Annotated in this window: 18 protein-coding genes and 1 tRNA gene; 11 read left to right on the forward strand and 8 right to left on the reverse strand. The window is 54.0% G+C overall.

Annotation, left to right across the window (positions count from 1 at the left end; all coding sequences use genetic code 11):
- The first annotated feature begins 146 nt into the window (after positions 1–146).
- Genes HMPREF2959_RS09425 through HMPREF2959_RS09445 form a run of 5 tightly spaced genes read left to right on the forward strand, consistent with a single transcriptional unit; the run spans position 147 to position 4965 of the window.
- Positions 147–1607, forward strand: a complete 1461-nt coding sequence (locus tag HMPREF2959_RS09425) for a paraquat-inducible protein A (RefSeq protein ID WP_161625083.1) — start codon at positions 147–149, stop codon at positions 1605–1607.
- Positions 1600–3261: an intermembrane transport protein PqiB gene (pqiB, locus tag HMPREF2959_RS09430; RefSeq protein ID WP_002240694.1), complete on the forward strand. Its 1662-nt coding sequence runs from the start codon at positions 1600–1602 to the stop codon at positions 3259–3261. Before HMPREF2959_RS09425 ends, pqiB begins: the two co-directional genes overlap by 8 nt.
- Entirely contained in the window at positions 3261–3779 is a 519-nt protein-coding gene (locus tag HMPREF2959_RS09435) for a PqiC family protein (protein WP_002229795.1), read from the forward strand. The genes pqiB and HMPREF2959_RS09435 overlap by 1 nt, the downstream gene beginning before the upstream one ends.
- 3 nt (positions 3780–3782) lie before the next feature.
- Positions 3783–4334: a DNA-3-methyladenine glycosylase I gene (locus HMPREF2959_RS09440; RefSeq protein WP_002243758.1), complete on the forward strand. Its 552-nt coding sequence runs from the start codon at positions 3783–3785 to the stop codon at positions 4332–4334.
- Complete coding sequence (locus HMPREF2959_RS09445; protein ID WP_002220465.1) at positions 4324–4965, forward strand: arylesterase; 642 nt, start codon at positions 4324–4326, stop codon at positions 4963–4965. Before HMPREF2959_RS09440 ends, HMPREF2959_RS09445 begins: the two co-directional genes overlap by 11 nt.
- Here the strand turns inward: HMPREF2959_RS09445 and HMPREF2959_RS13560 are convergent.
- Entirely contained in the window at positions 4958–5242 is a 285-nt protein-coding gene (locus HMPREF2959_RS13560) for a hypothetical protein (protein WP_371441806.1), read from the reverse strand. The two genes, HMPREF2959_RS09445 and HMPREF2959_RS13560, sit on opposite strands and share 8 nt — an antisense overlap.
- Here HMPREF2959_RS13560 and HMPREF2959_RS09450 point away from each other — a divergent pair.
- Together HMPREF2959_RS09450 and gcvP are read left to right on the forward strand one after the other, a co-directional pair.
- Complete coding sequence (locus HMPREF2959_RS09450) at positions 5241–5600, forward strand: hypothetical protein (RefSeq protein WP_002222137.1); 360 nt, start codon at positions 5241–5243, stop codon at positions 5598–5600. The two genes, HMPREF2959_RS13560 and HMPREF2959_RS09450, sit on opposite strands and share 2 nt — an antisense overlap.
- 30 nt (positions 5601–5630) lie before the next feature.
- Positions 5631–8483 (forward strand): aminomethyl-transferring glycine dehydrogenase, encoded by a 2853-nt coding sequence (gcvP, locus tag HMPREF2959_RS09455; RefSeq protein ID WP_070696732.1) that lies wholly within the window; start codon positions 5631–5633, stop codon positions 8481–8483.
- A 464-nt stretch (positions 8484–8947) separates the two neighbouring features.
- On the opposite strand, the gene HMPREF2959_RS09465 is transcribed toward gcvP, so the two are convergent.
- Positions 8948–9787 (reverse strand): c-type cytochrome, encoded by an 840-nt coding sequence (locus HMPREF2959_RS09465; protein ID WP_002216672.1) that lies wholly within the window; start codon positions 9785–9787, stop codon positions 8948–8950.
- 284 nt (positions 9788–10071) lie between these two features.
- Here HMPREF2959_RS09465 and HMPREF2959_RS09470 point away from each other — a divergent pair.
- A tRNA-Arg gene (locus HMPREF2959_RS09470) sits at positions 10072–10147 on the forward strand.
- Positions 10148–10211: 64 nt separating this feature from the next.
- On the opposite strand, the gene HMPREF2959_RS09475 is transcribed toward HMPREF2959_RS09470, so the two are convergent.
- Both HMPREF2959_RS09475 and trmA read right to left on the reverse strand, forming a co-directional pair.
- Complete coding sequence (locus HMPREF2959_RS09475; protein WP_070696734.1) at positions 10212–11405, reverse strand: amino acid aminotransferase; 1194 nt, start codon at positions 11403–11405, stop codon at positions 10212–10214.
- 20 nt (positions 11406–11425) lie between these two features.
- Positions 11426–12514, reverse strand: coding sequence for a tRNA (uridine(54)-C5)-methyltransferase TrmA (trmA, locus tag HMPREF2959_RS09480; protein WP_002243761.1), 1089 nt, complete (start codon positions 12512–12514; stop codon positions 11426–11428).
- Positions 12515–12660: 146 nt separating this feature from the next.
- Here trmA and aroC point away from each other — a divergent pair, with 146 nt between their 5' ends.
- Both aroC and HMPREF2959_RS09490 read left to right on the forward strand, forming a co-directional pair.
- A complete protein-coding gene (aroC, locus tag HMPREF2959_RS09485) occupies positions 12661–13761 on the forward strand; it encodes a chorismate synthase (RefSeq protein WP_070696736.1) in 1101 nt (366 codons plus the stop codon).
- 90 nt (positions 13762–13851) lie between these two features.
- Complete coding sequence (locus tag HMPREF2959_RS09490; protein WP_002237282.1) at positions 13852–14277, forward strand: ProQ/FINO family protein; 426 nt, start codon at positions 13852–13854, stop codon at positions 14275–14277.
- A 73-nt stretch (positions 14278–14350) separates the two neighbouring features.
- On the opposite strand, the gene parE is transcribed toward HMPREF2959_RS09490, so the two are convergent.
- Together parE and HMPREF2959_RS09500 are read right to left on the reverse strand one after the other, a co-directional pair.
- Positions 14351–16336 carry a DNA topoisomerase IV subunit B gene (gene parE, locus HMPREF2959_RS09495; protein WP_002243763.1) on the reverse strand — a complete coding sequence of 662 codons (1986 nt, stop codon included), beginning with the start codon at positions 16334–16336 and terminating at the stop codon, positions 14351–14353.
- Between the two features lie 66 nt (positions 16337–16402).
- A complete protein-coding gene (locus tag HMPREF2959_RS09500) occupies positions 16403–16927 on the reverse strand; it encodes an RNA pyrophosphohydrolase (RefSeq protein ID WP_002237284.1) in 525 nt (174 codons plus the stop codon).
- A 165-nt stretch (positions 16928–17092) separates the two neighbouring features.
- On the opposite strand from HMPREF2959_RS09500, the gene serS reads away from it, so the two are divergent.
- Positions 17093–18388, forward strand: coding sequence for a serine--tRNA ligase (gene serS / locus HMPREF2959_RS09505; protein ID WP_002243764.1), 1296 nt, complete (start codon positions 17093–17095; stop codon positions 18386–18388).
- A gap of 77 nt (positions 18389–18465) precedes the next feature.
- Here serS and HMPREF2959_RS09510 read toward each other — a convergent pair whose 3' ends face one another.
- Both HMPREF2959_RS09510 and prfA read right to left on the reverse strand, forming a co-directional pair.
- A complete protein-coding gene (locus HMPREF2959_RS09510; protein WP_002243765.1) occupies positions 18466–19464 on the reverse strand; it encodes a 2-hydroxyacid dehydrogenase in 999 nt (332 codons plus the stop codon).
- Positions 19465–19588: 124 nt separating this feature from the next.
- Positions 19589–20665, reverse strand: a complete 1077-nt coding sequence (gene prfA / locus HMPREF2959_RS09515) for a peptide chain release factor 1 (protein ID WP_002243766.1) — start codon at positions 20663–20665, stop codon at positions 19589–19591.
- Positions 20666–20714 lie beyond the last annotated feature (49 nt).

Below are 20714 nucleotides of genomic sequence, written 5' to 3' on the forward strand. Positions count from 1 at the left end.
TTGTCCTGATTTTTGTTAATCCACTATAAAAATAATAAAGAATCATAAACGAAATTTATTATCACATATTTTTGGAAAAAATATCATTTTCGTGATGTTTTTAAGCAGGTATTTTACTATTCTTTACAGAATCGGGATTTTATCAAATGGGTTCGGCAGTCGGCGGACAGCCGCTCGAAAAAATATTTTTGCCGGACACCAAGGGTTTGTTCATACTGCCGAACCTGCCGGTTTTGCATCCTGATTGGGTGTATCGCCTTTTTTCCTTTATAATGCCGCCACTTATATTTGCCACTTTCCCGATGAAGCCGTTTGCCGAAAATATCCCCCACAGCCTTCGCGGCAACTGCCGCGATGAAGCCCTGCCGCCGCATACGGTAGATTGCCCGGAATGCGGCTGCCGCGCGGATGTGCCGCAATTGGACAGGGGGGAGGCGGCGTTCTGCCCGCGCTGCGGCTATAAGCTCTTCAGGGTGGGCAGGCATCCTTTTTCCGCCCCGCCCGCCTATGCGGCGGCTTCGCTGATTTTAATGGCGTTTGCTTACGGTATGACGTATATCGAGGTCGGAATACCGGGTGCGGCATCCGTCCTTTCGCTGCCCGAGATGATGCGCCTGATGGTGTTTCAGGATTATGGTTTTTTGGCCGAAGTGATGTTTGTGCTGACCTTCGGCGCGCCGGTTCTGTTTCTGCTGCTGTGCCTGTATGTCTATGCCGCGCTGATACGGAAACAGGCGTATCCTGCGCTGCGTTTGGCAACGCGTGTGATGGTGCGCTTGAGACAGGCGATGATGGTGGATGTGTTTTTTGTTTCCACTTTGGTGGCGTATATCAAGCTCTCGTCTGTGGCAGAGGTTCGCTTCGGATCGGCGTTTTATCTGATGTTCGCGCTGTCGGTTATGCTGATTCGGACTTCGGTATCGGTTCCCCAGCATTGGGTGTATTTTCAAATCGGGCGGCTGACGGGGGATAATGCGGTTCAGACGGCATCGGAAGGTAAAACCTGTTGCAGCCGCTGCCTGTATTTCCGCGACAGTGCCGAATCCCCCTGCGGCGTGTGCGGTGCGGAACTGTACCGCCGACGGCCGAAAAGTCTGAGTATTTCGTCGGCGTTTCTGACGGCGGCGGTTATTTTGTATTTCCCTGCCAATATCCTGCCGATTATGATTTCGTCCAATCCTGCCGCCACGGAGGTCAATACCATCCTTAACGGCATCGCTTATATGTGGGACGAGGGCGACAGGCTGATTGCGGCGGTTATTTTCAGCGCGAGTATTTTGGTGCCGGTGCTGAAGATTGCGGCAATGGCGGTTCTGATTGCGTCCGCCCGCTTCGCTTTGCCGACAGGCGCAAAGAAATTGTCGCACCTCTACCGCATTACCGAAGCGGTCGGCCGCTGGTCGATGATTGATATTTTTGTGATTATTATTTTGATGTGTTCGTTCCACACTTATGCCGCGCGCGTCATTCCGGGCAGTGCGGCAGTCTATTTCTGCCTGGTCGTGATTCTGACGATGCTGTCCGCCTATTATTTCGACCCGCGCCTGCTTTGGGACAAACGCGCTTCAGACGGCATTGCTTTCAACGAAACGGAAAAATATGACTGACAACAGCCCTCCTCCAAACGGACACGCCCAAGCACGCGTCCGCAAAAACAACACCTTGCTCTCCGCCGTCTGGCTGGTTCCGCTGATCGCGCTGATTGCCGGCGGCTGGCTTTGGGTTAAGGAAATCCGCAACAGGGGGCCTGTGGTTACGCTCTTGATGGACAGCGCGGAAGGCATTGAGGTCAACAATACGGTCATCAAAGTATTGAGCATCGATGTCGGACGCGTTACCCGAATCAAACTGCGCGACGACCAAAAAGGCGTGGAAGTAACCGCCCAACTCAATGCGGACGTATCCGGCCTCATCCGCAGCGATACCCAGTTTTGGGTGGTCAAGCCGCGTATCGACCAAAGCGGCGTAACCGGTTTGGGTACGCTGCTTTCGGGTTCGTACATCGCCTTTACACCCGGCAAAAGCGACGAGGCAAAAGACGTGTTCCAAGTGCAGGACATTCCGCCCGTTACCGCCATCGGGCAAAGCGGGCTGCGCTTGAATTTGATTGGTAAAAACGACCGCATCCTCAACGTCAACAGCCCTGTTTTGTATGAAAACTTTATGGTCGGGCAAGTCGAAAGCGCGCATTTCGACCCGTCCGACCAAAGCGTGCATTACACCATCTTCATCCAAAGCCCCAACGACAAACTGATTCATTCCGCCAGCCGTTTTTGGCTGGAAAGCGGCATCAATATCGAAACCACAGGCAGCGGCATCAAACTCAATTCCGCCCCTCTGCCTGCCCTGCTGTCGGGCGCGATTTCATTTGATTCGCCGAAAACCAAAAACAGTAAAAACGTCAAAAGCGAAGACAGCTTCACGCTTTACGACAGCCGCAGCGAAGTCGCCAACCTGCCTGACGACCGCTCGCTGTATTACACCGCGTTTTTCAAACAATCCGTGCGCGGACTGACCGTCGGTTCGCCCGTCGAGTACAAAGGGCTGAATGTCGGCGTGGTTTCCGATGTCCCTTATTTCGACCGCAACGACAGCCTGCATCTGTTTGAAAACGGTTGGATTCCCGTACGCATCCGCATCGAGCCTTCCCGTTTGGAAATCAATGCCGACGAGCAAAGCAAAGAACATTGGAAACAACAATTTCAGACGGCCTTAAACAAAGGCCTGACCGCCACCATCTCCAGCAACAACCTGCTGACCGGCAGCAAAATGATTGAGTTGAACGATCAGCCTTCGTCTTCGCCCAAGCTGCGACCGCATACCGTTTATGCAGGCGATACCGTTATCGCGACCCAGGGCGGCGGTTTGGACGATTTGCAGGTCAAATTGGCGGATTTGCTGGACAAGTTCGACAAACTGCCTTTAGATAAGACGGTTGCCGAATTGAACGGTTCGCTTGCCGAGCTCAAATCCACACTCAAATCTGCCAATGCCGCCCTAAGCTCCATCGACAAACTGGTCGGCAAACCGCAGACACAAAACATTCCGAACGAACTGAACCAAACCCTGAAAGAGTTGCGCACAACCCTGCAAGGCGTATCGCCTCAATCGCCTATCTACGGCGACGTACAAAATACGCTGCAAAGTTTGGACAAAACCTTAAAAGACGTTCAACCCGTCATTAACACTTTGAAAGAAAAACCCAACGCGCTGATTTTCAACAGCAGCAGCAAAGACCCTATCCCGAAAGGAAGCCGATAATGCGCCTCTTCCCCATCGCCGCCGCCCTGACGCTTGCCGCCTGCGGTACTGTGCAAAGCACACAATATTTCGTGTTGCCCGACAGCCGCTACATCCGCCCTGCAACGCAAGGCGGCGAAACCGCCGTCGAAGTCCGCCTTGCCGAACCGCTCAAACGCGGCGGACTGGTCTATCAAACCGACCCCTACCGCCTCAACACCGCACAAAACCACGTTTGGGCGGACACCTTGGACGATATGCTCGAAGCGGCGTTGAGCAATGCATTCAACCGTTTGGACAGCACACGCATCTTTGTTCCTGCCTCACGCAGCGGCAGTACCGAAAAATGGACGGTCTATATTGACGCATTCCAAGGCAGCTACACGGGCAAAACCCTCATCAGCGGCTACGCCGTCCTACCCGACGGCACGAACAGACCCTTCCATATCGAAACCGAACAGCAGGGTGACGGCTACGCCGCGATGACCGCCGCACTCGAACAGGGACTAAAACAGGCGGCGCAACAGATGGTCGAGTAAACCGTGAACTATTGCGAATTTGCCGCCTCACTTCCCGAAAACACCGACAACCCGAACAAACATTATCACGACACGCAATACGGTTTTCCGATTGAGGACGACAATGAATTGTTTGAGCGGCTGGTGTTGGAAATCAATCAGGCAGGATTGAGCTGGACGCTGATGCTGAAGAAGCAGCAGGCATTTCAGACGGCATTTGAAAGGTTCGACATCGATACGGTTGCCGCATTTGACGAAGCCGATATTGAGCGGCTGCTTGCCGATGCGGGCATCGTCCGCAACCGCCTGAAAATCGATGCCGCCATTTTCAATGCACGGCAAATCCAAGCGTTGCAACAAGAATACGGCTCGTTCAAGAACTGGCTCGACACGCACCATCCGCGAAGCAAAGACGAATGGGTTAAACTCTTTAAAAAACATTTCAAATTCGTCGGCGGCGAAATCGTCGGCGAATTTCTGATGAGTACCGGCTACCTCAAAGGCGCGCACGCCGAAAGCTGTCCGGTTTACCGTGAAACCCTGAAATACCACCCGAAATGGCTCGATGCCATCTGAAAAACCAATGAACAGAAGAACCTTCCTCCTCGGCGCAGGCGCGTTGCTCCTTACCGCCTGCGGCAGAAAATCCGCCCGAACCCACGCCAAAATTCCCGAAGGAAGCACCGTACTTGCCTTGGGCGATTCGCTTACCTTCGGCTACGGCGCAAACCCTGGCGAATCCTACCCCGCGCAACTGCAAAAACTGACGGGTTGGAATATTGTCAACGGCGGCGTATCGGGCGATACATCCGCCCAAGCCCTGTCGCGCCTGCCCGCGCTGTTGGCACGCAAACCCAAGCTTGTGATTGTCGGCATAGGCGGCAACGACTTTCTGCGCAAAGTTCCCAAGGAGCAGACCCGCGCCAATATCGCGAAAATCATCGAAACCGTGCAGAAGGAAAACATCCCCGCCGTCCTCGTCGGCGTGCCGCACATTACCTTGGGCGCGTTGTTCGGGCATTTGAGCGATCATCCGCTGTATGAGGATTTGTCCGAGGAATACGGCATTCCGCTGTTCGGCGGCGCGTGGGCGGAAATTTTGGGCGATAATAATCTGAAATCCGACCAAATCCACGCCAACGGCAAAGGCTATCGGAAATTTGCCGAAGATTTGAATCAATTTTTGAGAAAACAGGGGTTTAGATAAACAAAGGTTTATCCGCACCCAAGTTGTTTATATATAGTGGATTAACAAAAATCAGGACAAGGCGGACGAAGCCGCAGACAGTACAGATAGTACGGCAAGGCGAGGCAACGCCGTACTGGTTTAAATTTAATCCACTATAATCATGAACCGACTGGAACACCAAACTGCTTCGGGACGCATATGCCGTCTGAAGTGCAAAACCTACGCCATACAGCCGCATGAAGTTGCAGCGGTATGGCGTTTTTTGAAAAAGACGGCCTGCCGGTTCAGACGGCATGACCGACCGTCCGAGCCTGCTGTGGATAAAGCCCGGACAGGCTGAAATCATGGAATATTGCGAACCTGAAGAAGCATCCGACCCGTACGCAACATACAGGCGTGCCAACCTGATGGCGGGTCTGCCGCTGTTTGTCGTGATTTTGGTTCTGCTCAATATTGTTTTTCCGCTTCCGGCGTATCCATTGGCTTGGCTGGTGCCTGCAGGTTTCATGGTTTTGGGCGGCGGCTTTCCCTTATCGCTGCCGCTTGTGGCGCTGCTTGTCCTGACCTGCTGCATTCTGGCGCATTGTCCGCCATTATCCCGTCTTTTGTGCTACCCTTGCCCGAATCATCCGATGTCTAAAAATTCTGCCTGATGGCAGCCCTACAAACCCGAAGGAGTAGAAATGAAACTGTCCGAACTGTTCAACCCCAACGAATTTGCCGCGCGGCATTTGAGTTTCGGCGACGAAGCGGCGTTGCTTGCCGCTGTCGGCGAGAAAAGTATGGACGATTTTGTCGGCAACACCGTGCCGCAAAGCATCCGTATGCCGTCTGAACTCGATTTGCCCGAGGCCTTGACCGAGGCGGACGCATTGGCGAAATTGAAAGGCATTGCGTCGAAAAACGTGATCAACAAGTCCTATATCGGTTTAGGCTATTACCCGACCCGCGTGCCGAATGTGATTTTGCGCAACGTATTGGAAAATCCTGGCTGGTATACCGCCTACACGCCGTATCAGGCGGAAATCGCGCAGGGTCGTTTGGAAGCATTGTTGAACTTCCAACAAGTGTGCATCGATTTGACCGGTTTCCCTGTGGCGGGCGCGTCTTTACTGGACGAGGCAACTGCCGCCGCCGAAGCGATGGCGATGGCGCACCGCGTGGGCAAGGTAAAATCCGAGCGTTTCTTCGTGGACGAGCGCGTGTATCCGCAAACTTTGGACGTGATGAAAACCCGCGCCAAGTATTTCGGCTTTGAATTGGTGGTCGGCGATTTTGCCCAAGCGGAGGAAGGCGAATACTTCGGTGCGCTGTTCCAATACGTCGGCAAAGACGGCGACGTGCAAGACTTGCAAAGCGTTATAGGCCGTCTGAAAGCCAAAGGCACGATTGTCGCCGTTTCCGCCGACATCATGAGCTTGGTTTTGCTGAAGTCTCCGGCTGAATTGGGTGCAGATATTGCTTTGGGCAACACGCAACGCTTCGGCGTGCCGATGGGCTTCGGCGGTCCGCATGCTGCTTATTTCGCGTTTAAAGACGAGTTCAAACGTTCCGCCCCGGGCCGTATCATCGGTGTATCCAAAGACGCATCGGGCAAACCTGCCTTGCGTATGGCGTTGTCCACCCGCGAGCAACACATCCGCCGCGAAAAAGCCACGTCCAATATTTGTACCGCGCAGGCATTGCTGGCGAATTTGGCCGGTATGTATGCCGTTTACCACGGCCCTGAAGGCGTGAAACGCATCGCCAACCGCATTCACGCGCTGGCTTCTGCCTTTGCCGATGCACTGGTTTCAGACGGCATCAAAGTGGTTCACGAAGTCTTCTTCGATACCGTTACCGTCGATTTCGGCAACAAAGAGAAAGCAGACCAAGTGTTTGCCGCTGCTTTAGAGTCGGGTTACAACCTGCGCCGCGTCAACGATACTCAAGTTGCGGCTGCATTCCATGAAACATCGGCATACGAAGATTTGGTTGATTTGTACCGCGCGTTTACCGGCAAGGATGCGTTCGCATTTGCCGATGATGTCAAAGGCCGTCTGAACGCCGAATTGCTGCGTCAAGATGACATTCTGCAACATCCTGTGTTCAACCGTTACCACACCGAACACGAAATGTTGCGCTATCTGAAAAAACTCGAAGACCGCGATTTGGCGATGAACCGCAGCATGATTTCATTGGGCAGCTGCACCATGAAACTCAACGCGACTGCGGAAATGTTGCCGATTACTTGGGCGGAGTTCTCCGACATCCATCCTTACGCTCCTGAAGCGCAAACCGCCGGCTACCGCGAATTGCTCGCCGATATGGAAAACAGCCTGAAATCCATCACCGGTTTTGATGCAATTTCCTTCCAGCCCAACTCCGGCGCGCAGGGCGAATACAGCGGTATGCTTGCCATCCGCCGCTATCAGGAAGCGCAAGGCGAAGCGCAGCGCAACATCTGCCTGATTCCCAAATCCGCCCACGGCACCAACCCCGCCACCGCCGCCATGCTCGGTTTGAAAGTCGTCGTCGTCGATACCGACGAACACGGCAACGTCAACATCGACGATTTGAAAGCCAAAGCCGAGCAACACCGCGACGCTTTGTCCGCCATCATGATTACCTATCCGTCCACCCACGGCGTGTACGAAGAAGGCATCCGCGACATCTGCCGCATCGTCCATGAAAACGGCGGACAGGTTTACATGGACGGCGCCAACCTCAACGCCCAAATCGGCATCATGCAGCCTGCCGAAGTCGGCGCGGACGTGTTGCACATGAACCTGCACAAAACCTTCTGTATCCCTCACGGCGGCGGCGGCCCGGGCATGGGTCCGATTGGCTTGAAAGCCCACCTCGCCCCGTTCGCACCAGGACACGCTTTGACCGACACCCACAGCACAAGTGCCGAGCAAACCGCCGTGGCTGCCGCAGCATATGGTTCTGCATCCATCCTGCCGATTACTTGGATGTACCTGACCATGATGGGCAAACAAGGCATGGAACAGGCGACACGCTGGGCATTGCTCAACGCCAACTACGTCGCCAAACGGCTGGGCGAAGACTATCCGATTCTGTACACAGGCAAAAACGGCCGCGTCGCGCACGAATGTATCGTTGATTTGCGTCCGCTCAAAGCCGAAAGTGGCATTACCGAAACCGACATCGCCAAACGCCTGATGGACTACGGCTTCCACGCGCCGACGGTTTCCTTCCCCGTTGCCGGTACGCTGATGATCGAGCCGACCGAGAGCGAAAGCAAAGCCGAACTCGACCGCTTCATCGCCGCCCTGAAACAAATCAAACAGGAAGTGCTGAAAGTCGGGCGCGGCGAATGGCCGAAAGACGACAACCCACTGGTCAACGCGCCGCACACCGCCGCAGATATAACCGGCGACTGGGCGCGCCCGTATTCCCGCGAAGAAGCCGTCTTCCCGCTGCCCTTCGTGCGCGAACACAAGTTTTGGCCGAGCGTCAACCGCGTGGACGACGTGTACGGCGACCGCAATCTCGTGTGCAGCTGCCCACCGATGGAAAATTATGAAGACTGACCGTTGAAACCCCGAAGACAAATGCCGTCTGAAACACTTTCAGACGGCATTTTCGTCGACGGCAGACTGGTTGCACCGATACACGTATCTCGACTATAACTTTAAAACAAATGGGTTAAACCAGTATCCATACATCAGCTTTTTTATCATCCTACTTTTTATTCATCCGATCGGGCAGACAGATTTCAAAGATGAAAAGCCTATTCACACCCTTTGATGTCATTTCCACACGGACAAACAAATATAGTGGATTAACAAAAACCAGTACAGCGTTGCCTCTCCTTAGCTCAAAGAGAACGATTCTCTAAGGTGCTGAAGCACCAAGTGAGTCGGTTCCGTACCATCTGTACTGTCTGCGACTTCGTCGCCTTGTCCTGATTTTTGTTAATCCACTATAATTTCCCATAAAAAAACGGAGCAGATACCTGCCCCGTTTTTATTTAATCCGAAATTTTAATCTAAATTTAGAATTTTGCACCGGATTGGTTTGCCATATAGTCAACAGCCGCTTTGACTTCGTCATCGCTCAAACCTGCATTGCCGCCTTTGGCCGGCATCGCGTTAAAGCCTTCAAGGGCGTGTTTGTGCAAGGTTTCTTTGCCTTTTTTGATACGCGGTGCCCAATCGTCTTTTTTGCCTATGCCGGGAATACCGGGAATCGAACCGCCGTGGCACACCTGACAGGTTGCTTCGAAGACTTTTTTACCGTCAACGCCGACCGCAGGGGCTGCCGCACCCTTGTCTTCTGCCTTCGCTTCTGCCGGAGCTGCACTATCGGCAGGAGCAGAAGCTGTTCCTGAAGCGGCATTGTCGGCAGGCGCAGCCTCATCAGGATTCGGGAAAGAACCGCCGCTTTTGTTCGCCATGTAAGTAATCGCCCGTTTGAGCTCCTGATCGGTCAGGTCTGCCGCACCGCCTTTGGCAGGCATGGCGTTAAAGCCGTTCAGCGCGTGTTGGAACAAGGTATCGAAGCCTTGCGCGATACGCGGCGCCCAATCGCCGTTGTGTTCCAGTTTCGGAGCGTTCGGCACATTGCTGTCCGCCGCGTGGCATTGGATACAGATTTTGCCGAAAATCTGTTCGCCTTGGCGTTCGCCGACGGGGATGCCGTCGCCCATCGTCAATTGTCCGACAGGCTGGATACGGGTCTGCGTTGCTGCTTCCGTAGTGGCATCGACATCGCCGAACGAGCCGCTGCCCGCCAGCTTAATCAGGAAATAAAGGACTGCAATAACAATAACGATACCGCTCACAAGGGTAAACAGTGCAGAGCCTTGGGCTTTGTTGTCGCGGAGTTGTTTCATTTGGTAGGCCTCGCCGTCAGGTTAGGTTGTGCTGTAAATTATAGTTTGGTGTGTTAAACGCAGTTAACAATATTTTGCTGGATTATACTGAATTCACAGGGTCTTTCCAATCGCTATCATTGAAAATATGAAAAAATTTGCCAACGGTATCTGTATAAAACAAACAATCCTTTGAAAATAATGGTTTATCCTCAAGAAAACTCTCCTTATGCCGCCATACGCCGCCTGCCGGCGCAAGATAACCTTTGCCAATTTGCAGAATTTACGTTAACCTTACGTTTTCCGCACCCATAGCTCAGTTGGAAGAGTGTCAGTTTCCGAAGCTGGAGGTCACAGGTTCGATCCCTGTTGGGTGCGCCAATTATAAAGAGACCGTCTGAAAGATAAATATTTTTCAGACGGTCTTTTGACTTACTTCAAACTCTTATTTCAAGACTTCCGCAAATGCGCGGGCAACATAGTCGGTATTCGACGTATTCAGTCCGGCGACGCACATCCTGCCGGAATCCAGCAGGTAAACGGCAAATTCGTCGCGCAGCCTGCGGACTTGTTCCACGCTCAATCCTGTGTAGCCGAACATGCCGCGCTGTTTGATGAAATAAGTGAAATCGCGATCGGGGATTTGCGCAGTTAAGACATCATAAAGTTTCTGCCGCATCGCACGGATGCGGTCGCGCATCATATAAACCTCGTTTTGCCACAAGGCGTAAAGTTCGGGGCTGTTCATCACGTCGGCGGCGATATACGCGCCGTGCGCGGGCGGGCTGGAGTAGATGCGGCGGACGGTGAATTTGAGCTGTCCGAACACCAAATCCGCTTCTTCCTTATTCGGGCAAACCACGCTCAGGCCGCCGACGCGCTCGCCGTAGAGCGACAGGTTTTTTGAGAAGGAATTGCTGACGAACAAGGGCAATTCCATTTCCACCGCTTTGCGGACGGCGTAGGCATCGCTGTCCAAATCGCCGCCGAAGCCTTGGTAGGCGATGTCCATAAACGGAATCAGTTTGCGCGTTTTGATGATGTGCAACACTTCGTCCCATTGTTGTTCCGACATATCCACACCGGTCGGGTTGTGGCAGCAGGGATGGAGGATCAGGACGCTGTTTTCGGGCAGGGTGTTGAAAAACGCGGTCATTTCGTCGAATTTCACGCCGACGGCAGCAGGGTCGTAATATGGGTAAGTGCCGACCTCGAAACCTGCGCCTTCAAAAATGCCGCGATGGTTGTCCCAAGTCGGGTCGCTGACGTAGGCGCGCGCTTCGGGAAACCAGCGGTGCAGGAAGTCCGCCCCGACTTTGAGCGCGCCCGAGCCGCCCAAGGTTTGTACGGTAGCGATGCGTCCTTGCGCGAGCGCAGGGTTGTCTTTGCCGAACAATAAATGCTGCACCGCGCTGCGGTAAGTGTCCAAGCCTTCCATCGGCAGGTAGGGCGACGGCGCAGGCGCGGCGGCACGGGCGGTTTCGGCTCGGCTCACGGATTCCAACACGGGCATTTTGCCTTCGTCGTCGAAATAAATGCCTATGCTCAAATTGACTTTTTCGGGGCGCGGGTCGTTTTTGAAGGTTTCGACCAAACTCAAAATCGGGTCGCCGGGATAGTATTCGATGTGTCGGTACATAGTCCTTACCTTTTACTTTTTCAAAGGATTTTCTTTTTCAACAATACACCACTTTCGATATGGTGCGTAAACGGGAATTGGTCGAACAGGGCGGCGCGTTCGACCGCATGGGTTTCCACCAAGGTGTCCAAATTGGCACGCAGCGTTTCGGGATTGCAGGAAATGTAGATGATGTTGTCAAACTGCGACACCAGCTTCAAAGTTTCCTCATCGATACCGGCACGCGGCGGATCGACGAAAATAGTGGAAAATGCGTAATCCGTCAAAGCAATACCGCCATCCTTAAGGCGTTTAAACTCACGTTTTCTGGTATAGGCTTCGGTAAATTCTTCAGCAGACAGACGGGCGATTTTGATGTTGCCGATGCGGTTGGCTTCGATATTCCATTGCGCCGCGCTGATGGAGGTTTTGGAGATTTCGGTTGCCAAAACACGTTCAAACTTTTCAGATAAAGGAAGCGTAAAGTTGCCGTTTCCGCAATACAGTTCGAGCAAATCCCCATCCAATCCTTCTGCTGCACCGCAGGCCCATTCAAGCATTTTCTGACACACGGCGGCATTCGGTTGGGTAAAACTGCCTTCAATTTGCCGATAACGAAAATCCCGATTACCGACCTTTAAAGTTTCCGTTACATAGTCCTGTTTTAAGACTATTTTCTGTCCCCTGCTCCGCCCAATAACGGAAATATCCAACTGTTGCTGTAACGCTTGCGCCGCCTGCATCCACTCATTATCAAGCCTTTTGTGGTAAATCATGGTAACCAGCATTTCCCCGCTGAGCGTGGACAGAAATTCGACGGCATACCAGCGTTTTTTGAGTTCGGGGGATTGCGCGGCGGCGGCGATCAGCTCGGGCATGAGGCGGTTGACAGCCTCGGAAGCTGCTTCAAAACGGTCGCAGCGTATCATGCTTGCGCCGCTGGCTTTCTGCCCTTTTTCAAACATGGCATAAAACATTTCCCCGCCTTCGTGCCAAATACGGAACTCGGCACGCATACGGTAGTGTTTGTCCGGAGATTCGTACACCTCCCACTCGGGAACATCCAAACCTGCAAAAAGGGTTTTAAGGCGGTCTTTTTTATCTTGAAGCTGCTGCGTGTAGTCGCTCATATCGCTATCCTGAAAAATCAGACCGGATTATAAGCCGATTTTCCTCGCCGCACGCAAACTCTTTGACTGCCGCCCCTTCAATGACGGACGGGATTTTGTGCTAAAATCCGCCATCTTTCCACACTATACTGATAAAGGGAAAAATCATGGCAGGCAACACTTTCGGACAACTCTTCACCGTGACCACGTTCGGCGAAAGCCACGGCGCAGGTTTGGGCTGCATCATCGACGGCTGCCCGCCCGGACTGGCATTAACCGAATCAGACATCCAAGCCGACCTCGACCGGCGCAAACCCGGCACCAGCCGCCACGTTACCCAACGCCGCGAAGCCGACCAAATCGAAATCCTCTCCGGCGTATTCGAAGGCAAAACCACCGGCACGCCCATCGCCCTCTTAATCCGCAATACCGACCAGCGCAGCAAAGACTACGGCAACATCGCCCAAAGTTTCCGCCCCGGCCACGCCGACTATACCTATTGGCACAAATACGGCACGCGCGACTACCGGGGCGGCGGCAGGAGTTCCGCCCGCGAAACCGCCGCCCGCGTTGCTGCCGGAGCCGTTGCCAAAAAATGGTTGAAAGAAAAATTCGGCACGGAAATCACCGCCTACGTTACCCAAGTCGGCGAAAAAGAAATCCGGTTTGAAGGCTGCGAACACATTTCCCAAAATCCTTTTTTTGCCGCCAACCATAGCCAAATTGCCGAGCTGGAAAACTATATGGACAGCGTGCGCAAATCGTTGGATTCCGTCGGCGCGAAGCTGCATATTGAAGCCGCCAATGTCCCCGTCGGCTTGGGCGAACCCGTTTTCGACCGCCTCGATGCCGAAATCGCCTACGCGATGATGGGCATCAACGCCGTAAAAGGCGTGGAAATCGGCGCAGGTTTTGACAGCGTAACGCAACGCGGCAGCGAACACGGCGACGAACTCACCCCGCAAGGCTTCCTGTCCAACCACTCAGGCGGCATCCTCGGCGGCATCAGCACCGGACAAGACATCCACGTCAATATCGCCATCAAACCCACCAGCTCCATTGCCACACCGCGCCGCAGTATCGACATCAACGGCGACCCCGTCGAACTCGCCACCCACGGCAGGCACGACCCCTGCGTCGGACTGCGCGCCGCCCCCATTGCCGAAGCCATGCTCGCGTTAGTCCTCATCGACCACGCCCTGCGCCATCGCGCGCAAAATGCGGATGTTGCCGTGGATACGCCCGATATCGCCCGCTCGGACAAGTAAAAAGATTTAGCCAAAACACGGGCTTTATACTAAAATACCGACCATTGCCGTGCCGTCTGAACGCACGATTCTTAGAGGAATACAACCGAAATGACACAAGAAACCGCTTTGGGTGCGGCACTGAAATCCGCCGTCCAAACTATGAGCAAAAAGAAACAGACCGAAATGATCGCCGACCACATCTACGGCAAATACGATGTGTTCAAACGCTTCAAACCGTTGGCACTCGGCATCGATCAGGATTTGATTGCCGCTTTGCCGCAATACGATTCCGCACTGATTGCACGCGTCCTCGCCAACCACTGCCGACGTCCGCGCTATCTGAAAGCCTTGGCGCGCGGCGGCAAACGTTTCGATTTGAACAACCGTTTCAAAGGCGAAGTTACCCCCGAAGAACAGGCGATCGCGCAAAACCATCCTTTCGTGCAGCAGGCTTTGCAACAGCAGTCCGCCCAAGCTGTCGCCGAAACGCCGTCTGTTGAAGCCGAAGCAGCCGAATCTTCCGCAGCAGAATAAATCCCCAAACGAAATGCCGTCTGAAAACCGATTTGGTTTCAGACGGCATTTTTTCGTATGCGGCAATCACGGTTCAAATATCGAGTTCCGCCGTATCGCCTTCGCGTTCCATCCAGGCACGGCGGGCGGCGGCTTCGCCTTTGCCCATCAGTTTGACGAAGATGTCGCGCGTCTCGTCATCCGCGCCTTCGGGGATTTGCACCTGCAACAGGCGGCGGGTGTCAGGGTGCATGGTGGTGTCTTTGAGCTGGTCGGGGTTCATTTCGCCCAAGCCCTTGAAACGGCTGATGGAATAGGCGGTTTCTTTGACGCCTTCTTTTTGCAGCCGCTCCAAAATGCTGTCGAGTTCGTTTTGGTCGAGGGCGTAGAATTTGCGGGCAGGTTTGCTTTTGCCTTGTGCGTTGACATCGACGCGGAACAGCGGCGGCTGGGCGACGTAGATGTGTCCGTCGGCAACCAGTTTCGGGAAGTGGCGGTAGAATAAGGTCAGCAGCAAAACTTGAATATGCGAGCCGTCCACGTCGGCATCGGACAGGATGGCGATTTTGCCGTAGCGCAGGCCGCTTAAATCGGGATGGTCGTTAATACCGTGCGGATCGACGCCGATGGCGACGGAAATGTCGTGGATTTCGGCGTTGCCGAAGAGTTGGTCGGGGTGGACTTCAAAGCTGTTGAGCACTTTGCCGCGCAGGGGCAGGATGGCTTGGGTGGCTTTGTCGCGGGCGAGTTTGGCGGAGCCGCCGGCGGAATCGCCTTCGACAAGGAAGAGTTCGTTTTCGCGGATGTCTTCGCTTTCGCAGTCGGTCAGCTTACCGGGCAGGACGGCGACGCCGCTGCCTTTTTTCTTTTCAATCTTTTTAACCGAACGCATCCGCGCCTGTGCCTGACGGATAGCGAGTTCGGCGATTTTTTTGCCGAAGTCCACATTTTGGTTTAGCCACAATTCCAAAGGATCGCCCGATACAGTGGCAACGAGTTTCAGCGCATCGCGGTTGGTCAGCTTGTCTTTGGTTTGACCTTGGAACTGAGGGTCGAGGACACGGGCGGAGAGGACGAAGGCGGTTTTACCGAACACGTCGTCGCTTTGCACTTTCACGCCGCGCGGCAAGAGGTTGTGCAGGTTGATGAAGTTGTTGACGGCGTTGAACACGGCTTGTTTCAAGCCCGCTTCATGCGTGCCGCCCAAAGGGGTGGGAATCAGGTTGACGTAGCTTTCGTTGGCACACGAGCCTTCTTCCAGCCAAGTCAGGGCAAAGGCGGCGCCTTCGCCGATGCTGAAATCGCCGTTGTGTTCGTCTGAAATGTAGTTTTCGCAAGAGAACAGCGGTACGGCTTCCTGCGCGTCGGCAATCAGGTCGGTCAGATAGCTTTTCAGGCCGTCGGGGTAATGCCAGGTTTGGGTGTGCGCTTCGTCTTCGCCTTTGACCGGACGGGTCAGGGAAACGCGCACACCCGGCAGCAGCACGGCTTTGGCACGCAGCAGGCGTTCGAGTTCGAGAATGCTGTAATTCGGGCTTTCAAAATATTTGCCGTCCGGCCACACGCGCACTTCGGTGCCGCTGTCTTTGACGGCGCATTTGCCCACTTGTGCCAACGGTTCGACCACGTCGCCGCCGGCAAACACGATACGGTGGATTTTGCCTTCGCGTTTAACCGTTACTTCAAGGCGGGTGGAAAGGGCGTTGGTCACGGATACGCCCACGCCGTGCAGGCCGCCTGAAAAGGCATACGCGCTGCCGCCGTCTTTTTTGTTGAACTTGCCGCCTGCGTGCAGACGGGTGAACACGAGTTCGACTACGGGTACGCCTTCTTCAGGGTGCAGACCGACGGGAATACCGCGGCCGTTGTCGCGTACGGAAAGCGAACCGTCTTCATGAATTTGCACGTCGATTGCCGTAGCGAAACCGCCCAACGCCTCGTCCGCCGCGTTATCAATCACTTCCTGACAGATATGGGTCGGGCTGTCGGTGCGGGTGTACATGCCGGGACGTTCTTTGACCGGCTCCAAGCCTTTGAGGACGGTGATGCTGGATTCGCTGTATTGGTTGTTTTTAGCCATAGGAATAATCTGAAAGTAAGAAAAACAACGCTTTCAGACGGCCTGAAAGCGTTGCGTTCCGTTGTTTTACCGGTTGCCGGAAGGTTGGCGGGCGGCAAAGTCTTCATAACTTTCCATACCGCGCAGGAAGCGGGAAGAGAGTTCTTTCAACGCCCCCAAATAAACGTCGCGTTTGAACTCGATGACTTCGTCAACGGGCGCCCAATATTGATGCCAACGCCAGCCGTCAAATTCGGGGTGGCGGGTGGCGCGCAGGTTGACATCGCAATCCCGGCCGGTCAGGCGCAGGAGATACCAAATCTGCTTCTGCCCGCGATAAGAGCCGCGCCATTCGCGGCGCACCCAGTTGTTCGGCACGTCGTAACGCAGCCAGTCGCGCGTCCGCCCGACGATTTTGACGTGTTGCGGCAGAAGTCCGACTTCTTCGTAAAGCTCGCGGTACATCGCGGTTTCGGGGCTTTCGCCCGGCTTGATGCCGCCTTGCGGAAACTGCCAAGAATGTTCGCGCACGCGCTTACCCCAAAAGACTTCGTCGCGGTTGTTGGTTAAGATGATACCGACATTGGGGCGATAGCCTTCTCTGTCCAACACGGTGTCGCCCTCCGTTAAATTCAATCTTGGGATTTTCCCACAAATCGAACGGTTTTGACAAATCAGACGGTATGGTTCAAGCATGTCGAAACACGGACGGATTCGGGAAAATATCTTAAATTTGGTTTACAATAATGTGTTTCAAATTAATTCGGGAATCAGACCATGTTAGATATCCAATTGCTCCGCAGCAACACCGCCGCCGTTGCCGAACGGCTTGCACGGCGCGGTTATGACTTTGATACCGCACGTTTTGACGCACTGGAAGAACGACGCAAGTCCGTTCAGGTGAAAACTGAAGAACTACAAGCCTCGCGTAACAGCATTTCTAAACAAATCGGCGCACTGAAAGGTCAGGGCAAACACGAAGAGGCGCAGGCGGCCATGGATCAAGTCGCCCAAATCAAAACCGATTTGGAACAGGCTGCCGCCGATTTGGATGCCGTTCAAAAAGAATTGGACGCATGGTTGTTGAGCATACCTAACCTGCCGCACGAAAGCGTACCTGCCGGTAAAGACGAAACCGAAAACGTCGAAGTCCGCAAAGTCGGCACCCCGCGCGAATTTGACTTTGAAATCAAAGACCATGTCGATTTGGGCGAACCTTTGGGTTTGGATTTTGAAGGCGGTGCAAAACTCTCCGGCGCACGATTTACCGTGATGCGCGGACAAATCGCCCGTCTGCACCGCGCCTTGGCACAGTTCATGCTGGATACGCACACGCTGCAACACGGCTACACCGAGCATTACACACCCTATATCGTGGACGACACCACCTTGCAAGGCACGGGTCAGCTGCCGAAGTTTGCAGAAGATTTGTTCCACGTTACCCGTGGCGGCGACGAGAGCAAAACCACGCAATATCTGATTCCGACAGCTGAAGTTACCCTGACCAATACCGTTGCCGGCAGCATTATCCCGTCCGAACAACTGCCGCTGAAGCTGACCGCGCATTCGCCCTGTTTCCGCAGCGAGGCGGGTTCGTACGGCAAAGACACGCGCGGTCTGATTCGCCAGCACCAGTTCGACAAAGTGGAAATGGTTCAAATCGTTCATCCCGAAAAATCATACGAAACGCTGGAAGAAATGGTCGGCCATGCCGAAAACATCCTGAAGGCTTTGGAACTGCCCTACCGCGTGATTACCCTGTGTACCGGCGACATGGGCTTCGGCGCAACCAAAACGTATGATTTGGAAGTTTGGGTGCCGGCGCAAAATACCTACCGCGAAATCTCAAGCTGCTCCAACTGCGAAGATTTCCAAGCCCGCCGCATGAAGGCGCGTTTCAAAGACGAAAACGGCAAAAACCGCTTGGTACATACTTTGAACGGCTCCGGCTTGGCTGTCGGCAGAACGCTGGTCGCCGTATTGGAAAACCATCAAAACGCCGACGGCAGCATCAACATCCCTGCCGCACTGCAACCGTATATGGGCGGCGTTGCCAAGTTGGAAGTGAAATAAGTTTGCAAGCTGCCTGAACGTCAAATGCCGTCTGAAACCTGGTTCAGACAGCATTTCCTTTAAACTTTTAAAACACGTCAGCCGTCGGCACGAACCGCATTGCCGCAATCGCCGGTCTGTCCGACCTCGCGGATATTGGACAGCGTAACTTCCGAAATATTACCCAACGCCTCTTCCGTCAAAAACGCCTGATGTCCGGTAAACAGCACATTATGACAAGACGACAGGCGGCGGAACACGTCGTCGGTAATCACATCGTTGGATTTGTCTTCAAAAAACAATTCGCGTTCGTTCTCGTACACGTCCATACCCAATGCGCCGATTTTCCGGCGTTTCAACGCCTCAATCGCGGCAGAACTGTCAATCAGACCGCCACGGCTGGTGTTGATAATCATCACACCGTCTTTCATTTTGTCGAACGCCGCTTCGTTCAGCATATAGTGGTTTTCCGGCGTGGCGGGGCAATGCAGCGTGATGATGTCCGACTGGGCATACAGCTCGTCCAAATCCACATACCTGCCGCCGATTTTTTCCGCTTCGGGGTTGCAAAACGGATCGTGAGCCAGCAGGTTCATGCCGAAACCCTTTAAAATCCGCATGGTTGCAATACCGATTTTCCCCGTGCCGATAACGCCCGCCGTTTTGCCGTACATATTGAAACCGGTCAGACCTTCCAGCGAAAAATTCGCATCGCGGGTACGCTGATAGGCTTTGTGGATACGGCGGTTCAAAGTCAGCATCAGACCGACCGTATGTTCCGCAACCGATTCGGGCGAATAGGCAGGCACGCGCACGACTTTCAAGCCCAACTCTTCAGCCGCCTTTAAATCCACATTATTGAAGCCGGCACAACGCAACGCCACAGTTTTCACGCCAATTTGCGCCAATTTTTCCAACACGGGCCGGCTGCCGTCGTCGTTTACAAAAATACAAACCGCTTCCGCGCCTTCCGCCATTTTCGCCGTTTTCGCATCCAGCATAAAATCAAAAAACTCCAGCTCGAAGCCGAAATGCCGGTTGGCGCGGGTAAAATGTTCGCGGTCATAACTTTTCGTACCGTAAATCGCAATCTTCATCAATATGTCCAGTTGTCGCCTATGGTTGAGAAACGGCATAATACACTGAATTCAAACAAATCAGTAGAATATGGCGAATTAAAATTGATTGCATGCACGGCATTTCCATTTCAAAACACAAAACTCAATCGCCCATCGCCGCCAGAAGTTCTGCCTGATGTTCGGCAATCAGGGCATTGGTGATTTCTGCCAAATCGCCGTCCATCACGAAATCCAGCTTGTGCAGGGTAAGGTTGATGCGGTGGTCTGTTACCCTGCCTTGGGGATAGTTGTAGGTGCGGATGCGTTCGCTGCGGTCGCCGCTGCCGATGAGGGATTTGCGTTCGGCGGCTTCTTTGGCTTGGGCTTCGCGTTTTTGCGCGTCGTTCAGGCGGGCGGCGAGGACTTTCATCGCCTGCGCTTTGTTGGCGTGTTGGCTGCGTCCGTCTTGGCATTCGACCACCATGCCTGTGGGCAGGTGGGTGATGCGGACGGCGGAATCGGTTTTATTGATGTGCTGCCCGCCCGCGCCGGATGCGCGGAAGGTGTCGATGCGAAGGTCGACGGGGTTCAACTCGATGTCTTCCAGTTCGTCCGCTTCGGGCATGACGGCAACGGTGCAGGCGGAAGTATGGATGCGGCCTTGGCTTTCGGTGGCGGGGACGCGCTGCACGCGGTGTCCGCCCGATTCAAATTTCAAACGGCTGTACGCCCCGAGTCCGACAATACGGGCGATGACTTCTTTATAGCCGCCCAACTCGCTTTCGTTGGCGGAAACGATTTCAACCTGCCAGCGGTTGCGTTCGGCGTAGCGGCTGTACATACGCAGCAAATCGCCGGCAAACAGCGCGGCTTCGTCGCCGCCCGTTCCGGCGCGTATTTCGATGAAGATGTTTTTGTCGTCGTCGGCATCTTTGGGCAGCAGCAGTTTTTGCAGTTCGGTATCGAGCGTGTTGATTTTGGCTTTTGCCGCTTCGATTTCTTCGGCGGCAAAGTCTTTCATTTCGGGGTCGGACAGCATTTCTTCGGCATCTGCCAAGTCGCTTTGCGCCAGTTGATAGTTTTGGAATACTTCGACGACGGGGGTCAGTTCGGCGTGTTCGCGCGTGAGCTTGCGGTAGTTGTCCATATCGGATGTGGCTTCGGGTTGCCCTAAAAGGTGGGTAACTTCTTCCAACCGGTCGCCGAGTTGTTGCAGTTTTTCTAAGATAGACGGCTTCATAATTCTTCCATAACAAACGCCGCCTGAATTTCAGACGGCATCAAACCGC

It is taken from the genome of Neisseria sp. HMSC070F02, assembly GCF_001814225.1.
In the GTDB taxonomy this organism is placed as follows: domain Bacteria; phylum Pseudomonadota; class Gammaproteobacteria; order Burkholderiales; family Neisseriaceae; genus Neisseria; species Neisseria meningitidis.

Bases quoted from the DNA above. Each gene is read 5' to 3' on its own strand.
- HMPREF2959_RS09425 (WP_161625083.1), top strand. From the start codon at position 147: ATGGGTTCGGCAGTCGGCGGACAGCCGCTCGAAAAAATATTTTTGCCG.
- pqiB (WP_002240694.1), top strand. From the start codon at position 1,600: ATGACTGACAACAGCCCTCCTCCAAACGGACACGCCCAAGCACGCGTC.
- HMPREF2959_RS09435 (WP_002229795.1), top strand. From the start codon at position 3,261: ATGCGCCTCTTCCCCATCGCCGCCGCCCTGACGCTTGCCGCCTGCGGT.
- HMPREF2959_RS09445 (WP_002220465.1), top strand. From the start codon at position 4,324: ATGCCATCTGAAAAACCAATGAACAGAAGAACCTTCCTCCTCGGCGCA.
- HMPREF2959_RS09450 (WP_002222137.1), top strand. From the start codon at position 5,241: ATGACCGACCGTCCGAGCCTGCTGTGGATAAAGCCCGGACAGGCTGAA.
- HMPREF2959_RS13560 (WP_371441806.1), bottom strand. From the start codon at position 5,242: ATGCCGTCTGAACCGGCAGGCCGTCTTTTTCAAAAAACGCCATACCGC.
- gcvP (WP_070696732.1), top strand. From the start codon at position 5,631: ATGAAACTGTCCGAACTGTTCAACCCCAACGAATTTGCCGCGCGGCAT.
- HMPREF2959_RS09465 (WP_002216672.1), bottom strand. From the start codon at position 9,787: ATGAAACAACTCCGCGACAACAAAGCCCAAGGCTCTGCACTGTTTACC.
- HMPREF2959_RS09475 (WP_070696734.1), bottom strand. From the start codon at position 11,405: ATGTACCGACACATCGAATACTATCCCGGCGACCCGATTTTGAGTTTG.
- trmA (WP_002243761.1), bottom strand. From the start codon at position 12,514: ATGAGCGACTACACGCAGCAGCTTCAAGATAAAAAAGACCGCCTTAAA.
- aroC (WP_070696736.1), top strand. From the start codon at position 12,661: ATGGCAGGCAACACTTTCGGACAACTCTTCACCGTGACCACGTTCGGC.
- HMPREF2959_RS09490 (WP_002237282.1), top strand. From the start codon at position 13,852: ATGACACAAGAAACCGCTTTGGGTGCGGCACTGAAATCCGCCGTCCAA.
- parE (WP_002243763.1), bottom strand. From the start codon at position 16,336: ATGGCTAAAAACAACCAATACAGCGAATCCAGCATCACCGTCCTCAAA.
- serS (WP_002243764.1), top strand. From the start codon at position 17,093: ATGTTAGATATCCAATTGCTCCGCAGCAACACCGCCGCCGTTGCCGAA.
- HMPREF2959_RS09510 (WP_002243765.1), bottom strand. From the start codon at position 19,464: ATGAAGATTGCGATTTACGGTACGAAAAGTTATGACCGCGAACATTTT.
- prfA (WP_002243766.1), bottom strand. From the start codon at position 20,665: ATGAAGCCGTCTATCTTAGAAAAACTGCAACAACTCGGCGACCGGTTG.